The 15,394-nt window shown below is 64.3% G+C and carries 13 protein-coding genes; 2 read left to right on the top strand and 11 right to left on the bottom strand.

Annotation, left to right across the window (positions count from 1 at the left end):
• Positions 1 to 36 precede the first annotated feature (36 nt).
• Positions 37 to 576, top strand: coding sequence for an Lrp/AsnC family transcriptional regulator (locus tag EN824_RS17445; RefSeq protein ID WP_135865212.1), 540 nt, complete (start codon positions 37 to 39; stop codon positions 574 to 576).
• Here the strand turns inward: EN824_RS17445 and EN824_RS17450 are convergent.
• Positions 573 to 1,895 carry a four-carbon acid sugar kinase family protein gene (locus tag EN824_RS17450; RefSeq protein WP_135865413.1) on the bottom strand — a complete coding sequence of 441 codons (1,323 nt, stop codon included), beginning with the start codon at positions 1,893 to 1,895 and terminating at the stop codon, positions 573 to 575. The genes EN824_RS17445 and EN824_RS17450 overlap by 4 nt on opposite strands.
• A gap of 8 nt (positions 1,896 to 1,903) precedes the next feature.
• Complete coding sequence (gene oiaX, locus EN824_RS17455; protein WP_135865214.1) at positions 1,904 to 3,154, bottom strand: 3-oxo-isoapionate-4-phosphate decarboxylase OiaX; 1,251 nt, start codon at positions 3,152 to 3,154, stop codon at positions 1,904 to 1,906.
• Positions 3,155 to 3,412: 258 nt separating this feature from the next.
• Between oiaX and EN824_RS17460 the strand changes: the two genes are divergently transcribed.
• Positions 3,413 to 4,126, top strand: a complete 714-nt coding sequence (locus tag EN824_RS17460) for a transcriptional regulator NanR (RefSeq protein ID WP_127277231.1) — start codon at positions 3,413 to 3,415, stop codon at positions 4,124 to 4,126.
• Positions 4,127 to 4,130: 4 nt separating this feature from the next.
• Here the strand turns inward: EN824_RS17460 and EN824_RS17465 are convergent, their stop codons facing one another.
• From EN824_RS17465 to mtnK, 9 genes are all read right to left on the bottom strand, one after another.
• Positions 4,131 to 5,969, bottom strand: a complete 1,839-nt coding sequence (locus EN824_RS17465) for a hypothetical protein (protein WP_135932565.1) — start codon at positions 5,967 to 5,969, stop codon at positions 4,131 to 4,133.
• Positions 5,966 to 7,000, bottom strand: a complete 1,035-nt coding sequence (locus EN824_RS17470; protein WP_127870633.1) for a Gfo/Idh/MocA family oxidoreductase — start codon at positions 6,998 to 7,000, stop codon at positions 5,966 to 5,968. The genes EN824_RS17465 and EN824_RS17470 overlap by 4 nt, the downstream gene beginning before the upstream one ends.
• Positions 7,001 to 7,002: 2 nt before the next feature.
• Positions 7,003 to 8,067, bottom strand: coding sequence for an ABC transporter permease (locus tag EN824_RS17475; protein ID WP_127277225.1), 1,065 nt, complete (start codon positions 8,065 to 8,067; stop codon positions 7,003 to 7,005).
• Entirely contained in the window at positions 8,067 to 9,623 is a 1,557-nt protein-coding gene (locus EN824_RS17480; RefSeq protein ID WP_135921223.1) for a sugar ABC transporter ATP-binding protein, read from the bottom strand. The genes EN824_RS17475 and EN824_RS17480 overlap by 1 nt, the downstream gene beginning before the upstream one ends.
• On the bottom strand, positions 9,620 to 10,264 hold the full coding sequence (locus EN824_RS17485) for a DUF2291 family protein (protein WP_135921221.1): 645 nt from the start codon (positions 10,262 to 10,264) through the stop codon (positions 9,620 to 9,622). The genes EN824_RS17480 and EN824_RS17485 overlap by 4 nt, the downstream gene beginning before the upstream one ends.
• A gap of 79 nt (positions 10,265 to 10,343) precedes the next feature.
• Complete coding sequence (locus EN824_RS17490) at positions 10,344 to 11,285, bottom strand: D-ribose ABC transporter substrate-binding protein (RefSeq protein ID WP_135932566.1); 942 nt, start codon at positions 11,283 to 11,285, stop codon at positions 10,344 to 10,346.
• 264 nt (positions 11,286 to 11,549) lie between these two features.
• Positions 11,550 to 12,377 carry a phosphogluconate dehydrogenase C-terminal domain-containing protein gene (locus EN824_RS17495; RefSeq protein WP_135932567.1) on the bottom strand — a complete coding sequence of 276 codons (828 nt, stop codon included), beginning with the start codon at positions 12,375 to 12,377 and terminating at the stop codon, positions 11,550 to 11,552.
• Positions 12,378 to 12,924: 547 nt separating this feature from the next.
• Positions 12,925 to 14,019, bottom strand: a complete 1,095-nt coding sequence (mtnA, locus tag EN824_RS17500; RefSeq protein WP_127277213.1) for an S-methyl-5-thioribose-1-phosphate isomerase — start codon at positions 14,017 to 14,019, stop codon at positions 12,925 to 12,927.
• On the bottom strand, positions 14,016 to 15,287 hold the full coding sequence (gene mtnK, locus EN824_RS17505; protein WP_127870636.1) for an S-methyl-5-thioribose kinase: 1,272 nt from the start codon (positions 15,285 to 15,287) through the stop codon (positions 14,016 to 14,018). Before mtnK ends, mtnA begins: the two co-directional genes overlap by 4 nt.
• Positions 15,288 to 15,394: the final 107 nt, after the last annotated feature.

The raw sequence follows: 15,394 nt of genomic DNA on the forward strand, positions 1-15,394 counted from the left end.
GCCGCATCAGATTCCGTGGCAATCGGGAATATCGATATGGATGAAGAAACAGATGGCATTCCGCGGAACAGGCCGGCGGCCCGGGATGTCGACGCGACCGACCGAAAAATATTAGGCGTTCTGGCCGACGACGCGACGGTCACCTATGCCGAGCTTGGCGATCGCGTCGGCCTGTCGCCGCCGGCAGCGCATGAGCGGGTCAAGCGGCTCCGGCGCAGCGGCGCCATCCGCAACACGGCCGCCATCATCGATCCCAACGCGGTGCGGAAGCCGCTGCTCACCTTTGTCCACATCGACACCAGTGGCTGGGGCAAGACCCCGGAACTGATGGCGATCTCGGAATATCCCGAGGTCGAGGAGATCCATACCGTCGCCGGCGATACCTGCGTATTGCTCAAGGTGCGTACCGAGGACACCAAGGCACTCGAAGGCCTGCTGTTGCGTCTCTACGAGACACCCGGAGTCACTTCGACGCGCAGCTACGTGGTTCTGGCGACTTACCTCGAACGGCCGGTGCAGCCCGGCATCACGGCGCAGTGGCCGACGCCGAAACACCTGGGCAAGCCGCTGTATTAGCTCCCCAGCCGGATGGTCTCGAAATAGGCGTCGGTGCCGACCTGGCCGCCCTTCAGCGCGATCTCAAGGCCGTCTATCGCGCCGCCGCCATGGGCGACGCAGAGCGGCGACCCCGGTGACTGCGGCAACGGCATGCGCACGGTCAGCGCGTCGATGGCCAATTGTCCGAGCGCGTGGCTGGAGGTGTCGCCGCCGGCAATCACGGCGCGCTTGAGTTTCTGCTCGGCAATCAGCCTGCGCAGGATGGTTCCCAGCGCCCGTCCGAGTGTGTTCCGGGCGCCCTCGATCCGGTCGATCTCAGCACCGCGATCGGCCTGTGGACCAAGCGCGGAGTAGAGGATGACGCTGCGGCCCTTGGCCAGGCTCGCCAACCCGGCCGCGACCGCCTGCTCGGTCGCTTCGCCGGCGCCTTCGCAGACCAGTCGCATCGCATCCATCTCGACGCCGTCGAACCCGTGAGCAAGCGCGTGGCGGATCTGTTTTTCCGTGGTAGGGGAGACGCTACCCGACACCACGGCGAGCCGATCCACGGGGCCGGGCGGTGCGAATGCGGCATGCCCCGATACGATGCCCTTGGCCGCCCATTCGGCCAGCAAGGCATATTCGGCGCCCGAGGATCCGACGACGAAACCATGGCCCTTCCCGTGGATACGCCAGAGTTGTTCGCCGACGCGTTTCTGCGTCTGGTGGCTGTCGACGTCGAACAGGACGATATCCTTGTCTTGCAGGACTTGGTCGACCGTCTGCGCGAGATCGTCCGCCTGCAACGTTGCCAGGTCGACTAGGCCGGAACTAAGGCTGGTCTGGCGCGAAAGGTGGACGAGCAAGTCGGCCTCGTCCATCGGCGTCACCGGATGCCTGCTCATCACCGGATGCCGGTCGATGCGGAAATATGCGCCGCGGAACGCCGCGAAGAGGTTGCCGAAGGCAGTGTAGCGCTTGAGCTGTGGCGCGCCGACCACCATCGGCACGCTTGCCGCCTCGAAAATGCGCCTGCCGATCTCGGTGGCGCGGCCGATGCTGCCGACCGCCGGGCTGGAATCGAAGGTCGAACAGATCTTGTAATGGCAGACCGCCGCCCCGAGGCCTTTCAGCCATTCGAAGGCCGGCGTCAGGTTTTCCTCCATCCATTGCGGCGTTTCGCTTCGGCTGATGCCCGCCAGGCCAACCGCGCGGCAATGCGAAAATCGCGCCAGCAGGGACTGGTCGGGCTGGCGCATGAACAGCACGGTCGGCACGCCGCCGAGTTCGAGCGCCTCCATGACGTCGGTCGACCCGGTGAGGTCGTCGCCGTAATAACTGAGGAGCAGGTTTTGCACGGCCATGCTCATGCCGCCCTGCCGTCGCCGAATTTCTCGATCGATCGGGCCAGTTCGACGTGATCGCGGGCATAGTCCGTCAGCGCGATGCCCTCGACCGCCGCCTGCCAGGCCTGCAGCACGGCCCGTACGCCGGCGCCGGGCCCGTCCGGATGGCTGACGATGCCGCCGCCGCAGAGGTAGAGGAGATCGAGCGTGCGGCCAGTGCGCCGATAGGTTTCGGGCGCCTGGCCGCCCCACTGGCCGGAGCAGGCCACGGGCAGCGCGCAATCGTCTGATGAGAACAGCGGCGTCGTCACCGCCTTGAAGGAGCGGATGAAAGAATCGTCCGGCTCCCAATATTTCGAGCCGATGCCGTTGATCTGGAACTGGTCGACGCCGAGCAGCCGCCAGAATTGCTGCCAGACGCTGAAATCCATGCCGAGGCCGGGATGGCGTGTGAGGATATCCCAGCCATTGCGGTGGGCATGCAGCACCAGCCCGGAACGCTTTCTCAGATATGCCATGCCGCCGAAGCCGATGGAATTGATGTTGACGACGGCGCAATTGCCGCCGGCTTCGAGCACGAGATCGTGGTTGCGCATCATCTCGTCGGGATCGGCATGCGAGATGCCGAAGGCGTACATCACCTTCTTGCCGGTCTTCTGCTCTTGGTCGAGGATCAGCGGCATAATCGCCTTCACCCGCTCGCCCAGCGGCGAATAGGCCGGGCTCATCAACTTCTCGTCGTCCTTGATGAAATCGACGCCGGCCTCGATCAGTTCGCCCACCATTTCGGCCGTCTCATGCGGCCTGAGCCCCAGCGCCGGCTTGACGATGGTGCCGATGATCGGTCGGCCCTCGACCCCGGTCAGCCTGCGGCTGCCGGTCAAGCCGAACTGCGGGCCCGGATGGGCGCCCCGGTATTGTTCCGGCAGCTTCATGTCGATGACGCGGATGCCGGACAGGCCCCTGATCGAATAGGTGCCGCCGATGGCGATGGTCATCAGCGCCGACAGGTCGGTGCCGATCGCGTCGAATGGGAAGCCGATGTCAACATCGGCGCGCCGGAATGGCCCGCTGCCGGACCCGGGCAGCGATGGTTGCTCAGCATCGGGCAGATGCCGGATCGCCAGCACGCGCGCCGCCACGCGCGCCTTCAACTCCTCGGTCTCGCCCGGCAGCGCGACGAAGGTGCCGGTCGACTGGTCGCTGGCGATCTTGGCCGCCAGCGCCTCGATGCTGCCAGGGGTTTCGATGCGATAGGTAAGTGTGATCATGTTCGACCGGCCGCTCGAAAAGGGTTCGAAAAAAGTTTTGTCGCGCAGGAAATCTGGTATAATGAGTACATAAGTATTGCAAGAAATATCCGAGTCTCGGCAAGAGCGGGCGGGCTAGGGCAATTCCAGGAAAACCGTGCAACGGTTTTCTGTCCGGAATTGCGTAAAAGCTGGAGCGTCCCCGCTCCAGGTGCGGGCATTCCGGTAATCCTGCCGGGAATGCTAAACAAGAACCGAGCCAGGGAGTGATTCGTCACGATGAACCGTTCGGAGCCGATCGTCCGGCGCAAACTTTCCGACGAAGTCTTTGCAAGGCTGAAGCGGCTGATCACCAGCGGCGAACTGCAGCCCGGCGACGACATGCCGTCCGAGCGCGAGTTGATGGAGCGCTTCGAGGTCGGCCGGCCGGCGATCCGTGAAGCCATGCAGGCGCTGAGCAATATGGGGCTGGTCGCCATCTCGCATGGCGAGCGCGCCAAGGTGCTGCAACTGACCGCCAAGTCGATCATCAAGCAGGTCGACGGCGCGGCCAAGATCATCCTGTCCTCGTCCAGGGACACGCTGGAGCACTTGAAGACCGCGCGCATCTTCTTCGAGCGCGGCATGGTCAGGGAAGCCGCGGAAAAAGCCACATCGCAGGATGTGCAACTGCTGAAGGCAACCGTGGCCGAGCAGCGCGCCGCGCGCGGCGATTCCGAAGCTTTCATCTCCGCCGATATGAAGTTCCACACCCAGATCGCGTCCATTTCAGGCAATCCGATCTATGTCGCCGTCAGCGAAGCCACGCTGGGCTGGCTGAAGGAATACCACACCGAAATGCTGATCTGGACCGGCAAGGAAAAATACACGCTAACGGAGCATGAAGAGATCATCGACCGCATAGAGCACAGGGATGCCGACGGTGCCGAGAAGGCGATGATCAAACACCTCGAACGCTCGCGTGCTCTCTATGTGATGAATTCCGAGAAGTGACGCTCTAGCCGACACGCATAATGGCGTAGGGCGACATCACGAGATGGTCCTGGCCAAGCGTCGAAACATCGATCGGGACATTATTCGCCGTCAGGTTCGCCAGCCAGACGATGGTTTCCCTGGAGGCAGCGCGGCCGGCCAGCGCCAGAACTCGCGTCTCGTCACTGGTCGTAGCGGAAACATGCGTCAGTCCAGCCAACTCACAAAGCCCTTCGATGGCCCGGAGGATCGGCCGCTGCGTTCCTTGCGCGACGGGTTCGCCTGATCCGGCAACCACGCCGAACGGTCCGGCGAAGCTGGACAGTGTCAGCATCTCCAGTCCCGCAGGCGCGACGCGCGCGGCATAGCCGATCGTCCACGCGGCGGCGAACTGGCCGTTGTGGCGCGGATCGCTGTTGGCCATCGCGACGCGCTGGCCCCGCGGATTGTCCTTGGTCGCGCCGCCATAGGGGTTTTGGCGCATGGCGATCGTCGACGGGCCGATCCGGTATGGTTTTGCGCCGAAGATCGCCCGGGTGGACCGCGTGATGAAGGGCAGCGCCTCCAGCGATTGCATGACGCTGAGATCGTCGGCGGCATGCACGAGCGGGCAGGTGCAGTGCGTGACGAAATCGAGCAGCCCGGCCGGAACGCGCTTGCGGTTGAGTTCGGTGAAATAACTGAACATGCCGCCGCCGAGGCGAATATCGGGAAAGGCGCGGCGCGCCGCGGCATAGACGTCCTCCAGCGGCGGACATGCCGGCCAGGGGCTGCCCGGCGGCGTCGACTGGCGGTCGACCGCGGGCGATACCGCGATGGCGTCGACCCGCAGGCCTACCTGGCGCACCATATTGGCGACGTCGGAAAGTTCGGCGTCGAGGTCGCCGGTGCAGGCGGCCACGCATTCCAGCGTCGTCGAAGCGGGATAGGCGGCGGCGAGTCGGGCATGGGCGCGCAGCGCGTCGAGACCGTGGCCGCGCGTCGGATCGAAATGGAAAATCAGCTGCCGGGGACCGAGCCTTCCCAGCAGCGGTAAATCGGCAAGTGCCGCCTCCACATCCTCGGGATAGATGACGACGCCGATGTCAGGCAGCTTCGCGCCGGCTTGCCCAAGCTCGACGCGGACCGGCTCGGCCGGCACGGCCGAGGCGGGCAGATTGGCGTCGCCTGCGATGCTCAGGCTGATGGTCTGACGAAGGGATTGCCTGGCCGGCAGCACATAGGGCCATGGCAGCGCCAGCGGCCGCACATAGGTCTTGTAGGAGGCATCAGACCAGTTGCGCTGGTCTTCCATCTCGAATGTGTCGCCTTCCATCCGGCATTGCGCGACGACGCCGGGCCGCACCTGATGCGTGATGGCGCGCAAATCCTTGAACGGCTGCCACGGGTCGATCAGATCGGGCAGTTCCGTCTCTTCCACGCTGCCGTCGGTGTGCTCCACCGTCACCGCGCTGCCGGCGAGGCCGGCGATCGGATGCAGGATGCAGAAGCCGCATCGGTTGGTCTCGAAATCGCTCTCCGGCAATGCGGTCACATCGAAGACCAGCCTGCCGTCGGCGGTGCCTTCGATCGTGGCGTGGAAGCCGAGCCGGCCGCCGCCCGGGGCGAGGCAGCTTGCCGCGTAGCTGACGGAGAAACGGTCATCCGTCTGGTCGATGGTCAGGTCCTCCAGGACAGGCTCATAGGTGCCCCAGTCACGGTCGCGCACCACATAGGCGATGGCGCGCAGCACTTCGGTGCCGCCATGGCGGATGGTGCGCAGGTTGCCGTTGACCAGCTCCGCGCTGAGCGCGCCGGCCTGCAGCAGGATAGGCGCCGCTTCGGCCGTCCCGGTGCCGTAGAGATGGAAAGCGTCGGCCGTCATTTCAGCAGGTCGTCGATCTGCACCGGCGCGCGGCTTTCGGCGCCGGCATAGGCTGCTTCGACGAGGGCGAACGTCCTCAGATTGTCGGCTCCCGAGGTTGCCGGCTCCTTGCCGGATACGAGGCTGTCGACCCAGTGCTTCTGGATCGCCAGCACGCTTTCCTGGATGTTGTGCCATGGCCGCGAGGCCCAGGGCAGCAGCGGCGGCGAGACGTCCTTGACCGTGGTGCCGTTCTTGCCGGTGACGGTAAGCTGGTAGCCCTGCGCCAGCCGGATCGTGCCGTCGCTGCCGTCGAGTTCGACCAGTGTTTCCGGGAACGGCTCGGTGGCAAGCCTGGTGGCATAGCTGCAATCGACCACGGACGTCGCGCCGCCGGCGTGGTCCATGAGCATCGTCGCGACATCCTCGCCGGCGATCTTGGGATTGATGCGTGTGGTCCGCGCGGTCAGGCTCGTCACGTCGCCGAGCAGGAAACGGGCGATGTCGAGGATGTGGATGCCGAGATCCTCAATGATGAAGCGTTTGCCCGTCGCCAGATAAGGCTGGCCGGAAAACACGTCATAGCCGGAGCGGAAGGAGATGCGTCCGAAGAACGGCGTGCCGATCTCGCCGCTGTCGAGCACGGCGCGCACCGCCTGGATCGGCGACTGCCAGCGAAAATTCTCATGCACCATCAGCGGCACGCCGGCGTCCGTGCAGGCCTTCACCATCGCCTTGGCATCAGCGAGCGTCGGCGCGAAGGGTTTCTGGCAGATGACAGGGACGCGGTTCTCGGCCGCCATCTCGACCAGCGGCCGATGGCTGCCCACGGTGGTGGCGATGTCTACGAAGTCGAGCTTTTCGGCCGCGAACATCGCCGCCGCGTCCGCATAGCGCCGCGCTACGCCGAACTGATCGCCGACGATGCGCAGCCGTTCCGGATCGCGGTCGCAGATGGCGACGATCGAGGCGCCCTCGATGTCGCGCCAGGCATGCATCTGGTTGACGGCGAAGAAGCCGCAGCCGATCAGCGCTCCTCGCAACTCCGCCATGATCAGCCCGCCTTTGCCATCTGCATCAGGGTAACACGCTGCTGAAGCCGGCGCTGCGCCTGGTCGACGACGACGGCGACGATGATGACGAGGCCCTTGATCACCATTTGCCAAAACGAGCTCACCCCCATCATCACCAGCCCGTCCGACAGGATGCCGATGACGAAGGCGCCGACGATGGTGCCGCCGATCGTGCCGCGGCCGCCAGACATGGAGGTGCCGCCGAGCACCGCTGCCGCGATCGCGTTCAGTTCGAAGCTCTCGCCCGTCGCCGGGTGCGAAGCCATCAGCTCCGACGAGATGATCAGGCCGACGATCGCGGCGCAGAAGCCGGAAAACATGTAGACGAACATCTTGACCATGTTGACGCGCACGCCCGAGATCCGGGCTGCGCGCTCATTGCCGCCGACGGCGAAGATGTGGCGACCGAGCGGGGTGTAGCGGGCGAGGTAGGCGGCCCCCAGCGCCGCCACGACCAGGATCCAGATCGACACCGGCAGGCCGAGGAGCCGGCCAGCGCCGAGGAAGCCGAAGCCGGTGGTGCCCAATTCCGGCTTGCCGACCAGGTTGGGAAAGGTGCGGCCGTCGGAGGACAGCAGCGCGAAACCGCGCGCCACATAGAGCACGCCCAGCGTGGCGATGAAGGGCGCGACGTTGAGCCTGGTGATCAGCAGGCCGTTGACGGCGCCGATCGTTATGCCGACCAGAAGCGTGATCAGGATGATCTCGAAGACGTTGAAATAGACGGTGTAGCCGATCTGCAGGTCGATGCCGTTCAGCACGAGATAGCCGGCCACCATGCCGCACAGGCCGACGATCGAGCCGACCGAAAGGTCGATGCCGCCGGTGATGATGACGAAGGTCATGCCCATGGCGAGGAAGGCGTTGAGCGCGACATGCTTGGCCATTAGGATCAGGTTCGCCGCCGACAGGAAGTTCGGCGCGGCGATCGAGAAGAACACCAGCACCGCGATCAGCGCGATGAAGGTCCGAAGCTTCATCAGCGTCAGCAACGCGGAGCCGCTGGAGGCGGAAGGAGCGGCCGCCTTGGCCGGAATGTCAGTCATCAGCGTTGCTCTCCATGTGCGGGGGCAAGTTGTGCGGTGGGTCCGTGGCCCAGCGCCGATGCCGCGACGATCGCTGCTTCCGTCGCCTCGGCGCGGTCGAACATGCCGGTCAGTCTGCCATTGCTCATCACCGCGATGCGGTCGGACAGCGCCATCACCTCGTCGAGATCGGAGGTGGCGAACAGGATGCCGAGACCATCGCGCGACAGCTTGCGCATGGTGCGGAAGACGTCGGCCTTGGCGCCGACATCGATGCCGCGGCTGGGTTCGTCCATCAAAAGCACCTTCGGTCCGGTGAGCAGCGCCTTGCCAATCACCACCTTCTGCTGGTTGCCGCCCGACAGCGACGAGACTTCCTGCGCCGGATCGGCGACCTTGATCGCCAGTTCCCGCACCATCTGCACAACGGCCTGCCGCTCGGCGCCGCCCCGGATATGGAACAGGCGTACGAAGCGCGACAGGCTCGCCAGCGTCAGATTGCTGGCGACCGAGAGGATCGACACCAGCCCCTCGCGCTGACGGTCCTCCGGTATCAATGCCAGCCCGCGCTGGATGCGGCGCGTCGTGTCGCGCTCCTTCACTTGCTTGCCGGCGATGAAGATCTTGCCGCTGGCATGGCCGTGACGGCCCATGATGCAGTCGAACAACTCGCTGCGCCCGGCGCCCATCAACCCATATATGCCAAGGATCTCGCCGGCGCGCAGCGCCAGCGAGACATGGTCGACCGCCAGCCCGCCAGTCACGCGCGGCAGGCAGATCTCCTCGGCGCGGAAGATTTCCGCGCCGGGCTGATGGCCGTCGGCTTTGGCGAAATCCTTGGCGTCCGAGCCGATCATCTGCCGCACGATCCACTGCGTGTCGACGTTCCTCATCTCCTCCTGGCCGGTGATACGGCCGTCGCGCAGCACGGTAACGGTGTCGCCGATGCGGACAAGTTCTTCCAGGCGGTGCGAGATGTAGACGATGGCGACGCCGCGCGCCTTGAGGTCGGCGATCACTTTGAACAGGATTTCGACTTCAGCCGCGCTCAGCGCCGAGGTCGGCTCGTCCATGATCAGGATCTTGGCGTCGAGCGAAACCGCCTTGGCGATCTCGACCAGCTGCTGCTGGCCGATGCGCAAATCCTCGACCAGCATGTCGGGCCGGATGCCGGCCTCGAGCCGGTCGAGGAGTTCGCCCGCCCGCTTTTCCTGCGCCTTGCTGTCGATCTTGCCCAGCCGGTTGCTGATCTCGCGGGTGGCGAAGATATTCTCTGCGACGGTCATGTTGCCGAACAGGTTCAGCTCCTGGAACACCATGCCGATGCCGCGCGCCACCGCATCTCCCGACGAGGAGAAGGAAACCTCTTCGCCTTCGAGCAGGATGCGGCCGGCGGTCGGCTGCTCGACGCCGGCGATGATCTTCATCAGCGTCGACTTGCCGGCGCCGTTTTCACCGACCAGCACGTTGACGGCACCCTTGCGCACCTCGAAGTTCGCCTGCTTGACCGCGACAGTGCCGGCATAGACCTTCGAGACGTCCTCCAGCTTCAGGATGACGTCGTGAGCGGGGCTCATGGCCTCGGCCCGATCTCGGCCTCCGCCGGCGTCACAAGGGGCAGGTCCTGGCCGCCTTCGATCGTATAGGCGCCGAGCACCTTGGCGGTCCGGCCCTCAAGTGCCTCGCGCGGCAGTTTGGACAGCACGGTCTTGTCGGCATAGGCGTTGAAGGCCTTCCCGAACTGGGCGAAGTCGATCTGGTTGGTGAAGTCGTTGAACTGGACGAAATCGAGGCTGTCCCGCAACGCCGTGCCGCGCATGGCCGGCCCGATCTGGACGCGCGCATCGGCCTTGCCGTCGCCGTCCACGTCGATATCCATCGTGCCCGCCCGCGACTGCGTGTTGGCAGCGATGATCTTGCCCTCGACTCGGACCGCGAAGGTCCATGGCGAATTCGTCTGCTTCCTGGGATTGCCGTATTTGGCGCCGGCCGCCGCCGGATCGGTTTTCGCCAGCGCCTGGACTTCGGCCAACGGTCCGGCCTTCTGGACGAGATAGGGGATGACCTTCGAGGCCCAGATGTCCTCGACCATCTTGTCTGGGTTGAAGGCAGGCGCACTATTTTCGCTCCGCGCCATTGGCGTCGGCAGGATCTTGCAGCCGCTCAGGCCAAGGCCAGCGAGCGCGGCGAGAGTTAGCCAGGTCAATGTCTTCGGCATGGCGATCAAAAGCACCCGGAACGTGAATGGAGGCGAGGGGCGAACCTGGGTCCGCCCCTCGCAATTATAGCGCGCCGGCTCAGTTCTTCAGCGCGAAGGTTTCGAGCTTGGCGGCATTGTCGCCGTTGATGAGCACGCAGTCCATCAACTGCTTTTCCTTCTCGGGCGACTTCTTGTTCTTGATGAAGTCGCTGGCCTGTTCGACCGCCATCTGCGCCTGGGCGTAGGCCGGCTGCAGCACGGTCGCCTTGATGCCGCCGGAGGTGATGGAATCGCGCACGTCGTTCGAACCGTCGAAGCCGACGACGATGACATCCTTGCGGTTCGCGGCCGCGAGCGCCGCATAGGCGCCCATCGCCATCGTGTCGTTGCCGGAGATGACGCCCTTGATGTCGGGATTGGCCTGGAGGATCGATTCCATCTTGGAATAGGCCTCGGTCTGGCTCCAGTTGGCCGACTGCTGCGCGACCATCTTCAGGTCCGGATAGTCGTCGATGACATCATGATAGCCCTTGGAGCGGATGCCGGCATTGGTGTCGGATTCCTTGCCGACCAGCTCGACGAAATTGCCCTTCTCGCCCATTAGCTTGACGAACTCCTGCGCGCCGAGCTGCGCGCCCTGGTAATTGTTAGAGACGATCTGCGCCACGGCGACGCCGGTGGCGTTGATCTCGCGGTCGATCAGGAAGGAGGGAATGCCGGCGTCCTTGGCCTTCTGCACAGCGGCGACGGTCGCGTCGGCACCGGCATTGTCGAGGATGATCGCCTTGGCGCCGCGGCCGATCGCGGTGTCGATCAGTTGGGACTGCTTGTTGGCGTCGTCGTCATGCACCAGCACCAGCGCCTCGTAGCCGAGTTCCTTGGCCTTGGCTTCGGCGCCGACGGCTTCCGCCTTGAAGAACGGATTGTCGTGCGATGGGGTGATGATGGCGATGAGGGCGGCCGCGTAGGCGGGCATCGCCGTGCCGATTGCCAGCACACCTGCGAAGGCGGCAAGCGTCATTCTGCGTGTCAGTTTCATGAAGTCCTCCCTTTGAAAAATCTGTGCCTCGGTCGTCGAGGCGACTGCATCTGAATTCGTCAGGCCGCGGAGAATGCGGACCACTTCGGCTCAAGCCGTCGATCGGCTTCTTCAGAGCCGATCCGCGCTCCCGTTCCCCGCCATCCTCCACTCGTCCCGGCTCGAACTCCCAGCGAAGCGTGCCCGATCCGAGCCAGCAACAATTTAGCCAACTGGTATGATGAGTCAACCACAAATTCAGGTGATATGTACCTGATGACTCGTTCAGGTAATCCGCTGGATGCTGGCCGCGATCTCTTCCGGCTCGAAGACGCGCTTCCAGTCGTCGCGCATCAGCACCGGCTTGCCGAACTCGATCGCCTTATTGCATGCATCGGAGAACACGCCCTGGGTCTCACCGAAGATGACGGCGCCGAGCACGTTCATGTGGCCAAGCAGGAAATCGAGCGCCGCCTGCTGGTCGACGCCGCGCGCCACGACCTCGTCGACCGCTTCCTTCATGACGACCAGCAGCGAGGCGCACACGGTTTCCGAAAGGCCTGGCTCGAGCAGCGCCATCTGTTCGACGGAAACGCGGTGCGAGCGCATCACCGGCGCCCAGATGATCTTGGCGATGGCCTCGCCCTTGGAATAGTCGGCTTCCGGTCCCTGCATCAGCGCGCTGACCATGTGCTGCTTTGCCTTGACGCCGCCGAAATAGTCCTTCTTGGCCGCCATGTCGGTCTCGTCGTTGAAGATCGGCGGATGGCAGGGATGGGTGACGAAGTAGGTCAGGTCGGGACGATCGGGCAAATGGCCGGCGAAGGGTGCTGCGGCATCGAGCACGATCACCATCGTGCCCGGCGCAAGCTTGCTCTCGATGCCGGCCGCGACCTTGCCGATATGAGTGTCCGGCACGGCCAGGATCACCACGTCGGCGCCTTTCAGCGCCTCGTCGGCGCTGACCGTATCGAAGCCCAGTTCGGTCTTCAGCCGCTCACGCCCAGCCTCGCTGACCTCGACATGGCGGATCGTGTAGGGCGAGCCGCGGAAATTGGTCGAAAGGCGGTATCCCATTTTGCCGCCGGCACCGAACAGCGCGATCGTCGTCATCTAGCCCTTGCTCCCTGGTCTTGAACGATGGCTTAGCCGATCGTTGCCTTATATACTGGTATGATCACTCTACCACGTTTTGGCAAGAGGAAATCATCATCCGTCTGTCATTCCGGGCGGACCGCCTCGGGCGTCCGGATCGGATTTCACCGCGTCGCCGTCGCGTGCTGTAGAAGGCGGCCCGTCGCGACGGCACTTTCCAGCCCGGCATCGCCAGATCGAGGAGAGCAACGATATCCTGGACGATGTCCCGCGCGCCCGACGGCAGACCGCCGGTCTGTATGTGTGGTGATGATGGGGACGTGCAGGCTGGCGAACAGGTGGCGACGGCGCTTGTCGATCCGCTGAAGATCAACGTGCCTTATTAGCCTGCCCGCGATTGGAGTGCCTGCGTCATGGTCCCCGGCCGCCAAAACACGCCCATGGATGCCATTATTCGCGGCGGCCCGCGGTGCTCACCGCACTTTGTCAGCGTGCTGGAGATCGCCAGGCGGCACGGCCCGGACCGTGAACGTTTGGTTCTGAACGCGCGCCTTCGCGCAACCGATTATCCCCGCTCGGGGAACATCGCCCTCAGCCCTTCGCGCGAGGCCTTGGCGATGCCGCGCTCGGTGATCAGTCCGGTCACCAGTCGTGCCGGCGTCACGTCGAAGGCGGGGTTCCTTGCCGGCGTCGCTTCGGGCGACACACGCACCTGGGCGATCTCGCCCTTGGCGGTTTTGCCCCAGACCAGCGACACCTCGTCGCCCGAGCGCTCCTCGATCGGGATTTCAGCGAGGCCGTCGCCCACTGTCCAATCGATGGTGGGAGAGGGCAGCGCGACGTAGAACGGCACGTCATTGTCGGCGGCGGCGAGCGCCTTCAGATAGGTGCCGATCTTGTTGCAGACATCGCCATCGGCAGTCGTGCGGTCGGTGCCGACGATGACCATGTCGATCGCGCCGCGCTGCATCAGATGGCCGCCGGCATTGTCGACGATCAGCGTGTGCGGCACGCCGTGGCCGGCCATCTCCCAGGCGGTCAGTTGGGCACCCTGGTTGCGTGGGCGTGTTTCATCGACATAGACATGGACTGGAATGCCGGCCTCGACGGCGAGATAGATGGGTGAAGTGGCTGTGCCGTAGTCGACGGTCGCCAGCCAGCCGGCATTGCAGTGGGTGAGGATATTGACCGTCTCGCCCGGCTGTTTGCGCGCCGCGATCGCCTTGATGATTTCAAGGCCGTTCTTGCCAATGGCGCGGTTCAGCCCAACGTCCTCGTCGGCGATTTCACTGGCGCGCCGGTAGGCGGCCGTGGCGCGTTTTTCTGGCGGCAACGGCCGCAGGAAACGCCGCATCTCGTCCAGCGCCCAGCGCAGGTTGATCGCCGTCGGTCGTGTCTCGTGCAGTGTTTCCCAGACGGCATCGAGCGCTTCGTCGGATGCGTCATCCGTCATCTGCATGGCGACGCCATAGGCCGCGGTGACTCCGATCAGCGGTGCGCCGCGCACCCACATGTCGCGGATCGCGGTGGCGACGCCGGCGACCGTGCCGAGCTTCTCGATGCGGAATTCATGCGGCAGCCAGCGCTGGTCGATGATCTCCACCGAGCGGCCGTCGCCGCTGAGCCAGATGGTCCGATAGTGGCGGTCGCCGACGTTCAAATGCTGTTCTCCTGTTCGATCAGCGCGGCCAGGTTGTTGACCTCGTCAATGCTGTGAATCTGGTGCCGGTTGACGGCGATGTGGCGGCCGAATTTCAGCGCCTTCGCCTCACAACTGGCGCGTAGGTCTTCATCGGCAATGGTCTCGAAGTCGGCATTGTGGGCGAGGCCGAGGATGCGTCTGTGCACCTCGATGCCGGCAAAACCGAGCAAATCGGTCCAGATCTGGTGCAGCACATGGTCGAGCGCCTGCTCGGCGGCGAGTATGTCGCCCTGATCCTCGAACAGGGTCTTCTGGTAGAGCATGCCGGTGCGCTCGGTGCGCCACAGATGCGAGAACTCGGCGCGAAACACCGCCCAGGTCTCGACGACGACATCGAGCAGATAGGCGCGCATGGCATCGCGCTTGCCTTTCTGCTCATGTCCGCGTTGCGAGAAGAAGGACATCCAGAAATTGGCGAGCAGCATGCCGACATCGAAGGCCATCGGACCGTAGAAGGCGAACTCCGGATCGATCATCCGCGTTTCCTGGTCGGTGACCATGATCGAGCCGGAATGCAGGTCGCCATGTAGAAGCGTCTCGGCATTGGCGGCAAAGATATGCTTCAGCCGCTGTGCCTCGACCTTGAGGTCGCGGTCGGCCCGCAACTCGGCAACCAACGCGTCGAGCTGCGGGCTGGTGTGGCGGTTCATCTTGGCGTCGAAATAGGGGTCTGAGAATACGAGATTCTCGGTGATGTCGCAGAGTTCGACATTGTCCGCGAACAGCGCCAGGTCGGCCTTGCGCTCTTTGGTCGCCATCGACAGGTCGGAACCGCGGAACAGGGTGCGGGCCATGAACAGGCCGATATCCCGGGCAATGTTCGGCAACTGCCGGCCCTCGATCAGCGCCCGCCGCAGGATGATGTGCGGCGACAGATATTCCATGATGATCAGCGCCTGGGTCTCGTCGAAGTAATAGATCGCCGGCACCGAGCCCGGCGCACGCGCCTCTTGCCGGGTCAACGCGTGATACTCGAAGAAGGAGCGCTTCAGGGGCAGCGGCCAGCTGTCACCGACGAGGCGGACATAGGGCAGGGCCTGCTTGACGATGGCGCCGCCACTGGCGCCTTCGACGATGAACACCAGGTTCAGATTGCCGTCCCCGACTTCGCGGACTTTCCAGGCGCTGGCGTCCCCGCCGATCTTCGCGCACAGCGCTTCGTTCGTGCCGAGACGTGTTGCGAGCGTCTCCACCGACAATGCTTCGAACGGCAATTTCCCAGTCATCCTCGTCCCTCCCGCCTGTGTGCTCCGATCATAAAGGAGCCTTGGCGGCGGGGCCAAGCTAGGAAGCTGTCTGGCAATTGTCAATCGTGTTGACAATTGCCGATATT

Source organism: Mesorhizobium sp. M8A.F.Ca.ET.181.01.1.1, from assembly GCF_004792025.1.
Lineage (GTDB): Bacteria > Pseudomonadota > Alphaproteobacteria > Rhizobiales > Rhizobiaceae > Mesorhizobium.

Excerpts from the sequence above, each read along its gene's own strand:
- mtnK (WP_127870636.1), bottom strand. The coding sequence starts at position 15,287 with ATGACTGGGAAATTGCCGTTCGAAGCATTGTCGGTGGAGACGCTCGCA.
- EN824_RS17490 (WP_135932566.1), bottom strand. The coding sequence starts at position 11,285 with ATGAAACTGACACGCAGAATGACGCTTGCCGCCTTCGCAGGTGTGCTG.
- oiaX (WP_135865214.1), bottom strand. The coding sequence starts at position 3,154 with ATGATCACACTTACCTATCGCATCGAAACCCCTGGCAGCATCGAGGCG.
- EN824_RS17445 (WP_135865212.1), top strand. The coding sequence starts at position 37 with ATGGATGAAGAAACAGATGGCATTCCGCGGAACAGGCCGGCGGCCCGG.
- EN824_RS17460 (WP_127277231.1), top strand. The coding sequence starts at position 3,413 with ATGAACCGTTCGGAGCCGATCGTCCGGCGCAAACTTTCCGACGAAGTC.
- EN824_RS17465 (WP_135932565.1), bottom strand. The coding sequence starts at position 5,969 with ATGACGGCCGACGCTTTCCATCTCTACGGCACCGGGACGGCCGAAGCG.
- EN824_RS17485 (WP_135921221.1), bottom strand. The coding sequence starts at position 10,264 with ATGCCGAAGACATTGACCTGGCTAACTCTCGCCGCGCTCGCTGGCCTT.
- EN824_RS17495 (WP_135932567.1), bottom strand. The coding sequence starts at position 12,377 with ATGACGACGATCGCGCTGTTCGGTGCCGGCGGCAAAATGGGATACCGC.
- EN824_RS17470 (WP_127870633.1), bottom strand. The coding sequence starts at position 7,000 with ATGGCGGAGTTGCGAGGAGCGCTGATCGGCTGCGGCTTCTTCGCCGTC.
- EN824_RS17475 (WP_127277225.1), bottom strand. The coding sequence starts at position 8,067 with ATGACTGACATTCCGGCCAAGGCGGCCGCTCCTTCCGCCTCCAGCGGC.
- EN824_RS17480 (WP_135921223.1), bottom strand. The coding sequence starts at position 9,623 with ATGAGCCCCGCTCACGACGTCATCCTGAAGCTGGAGGACGTCTCGAAG.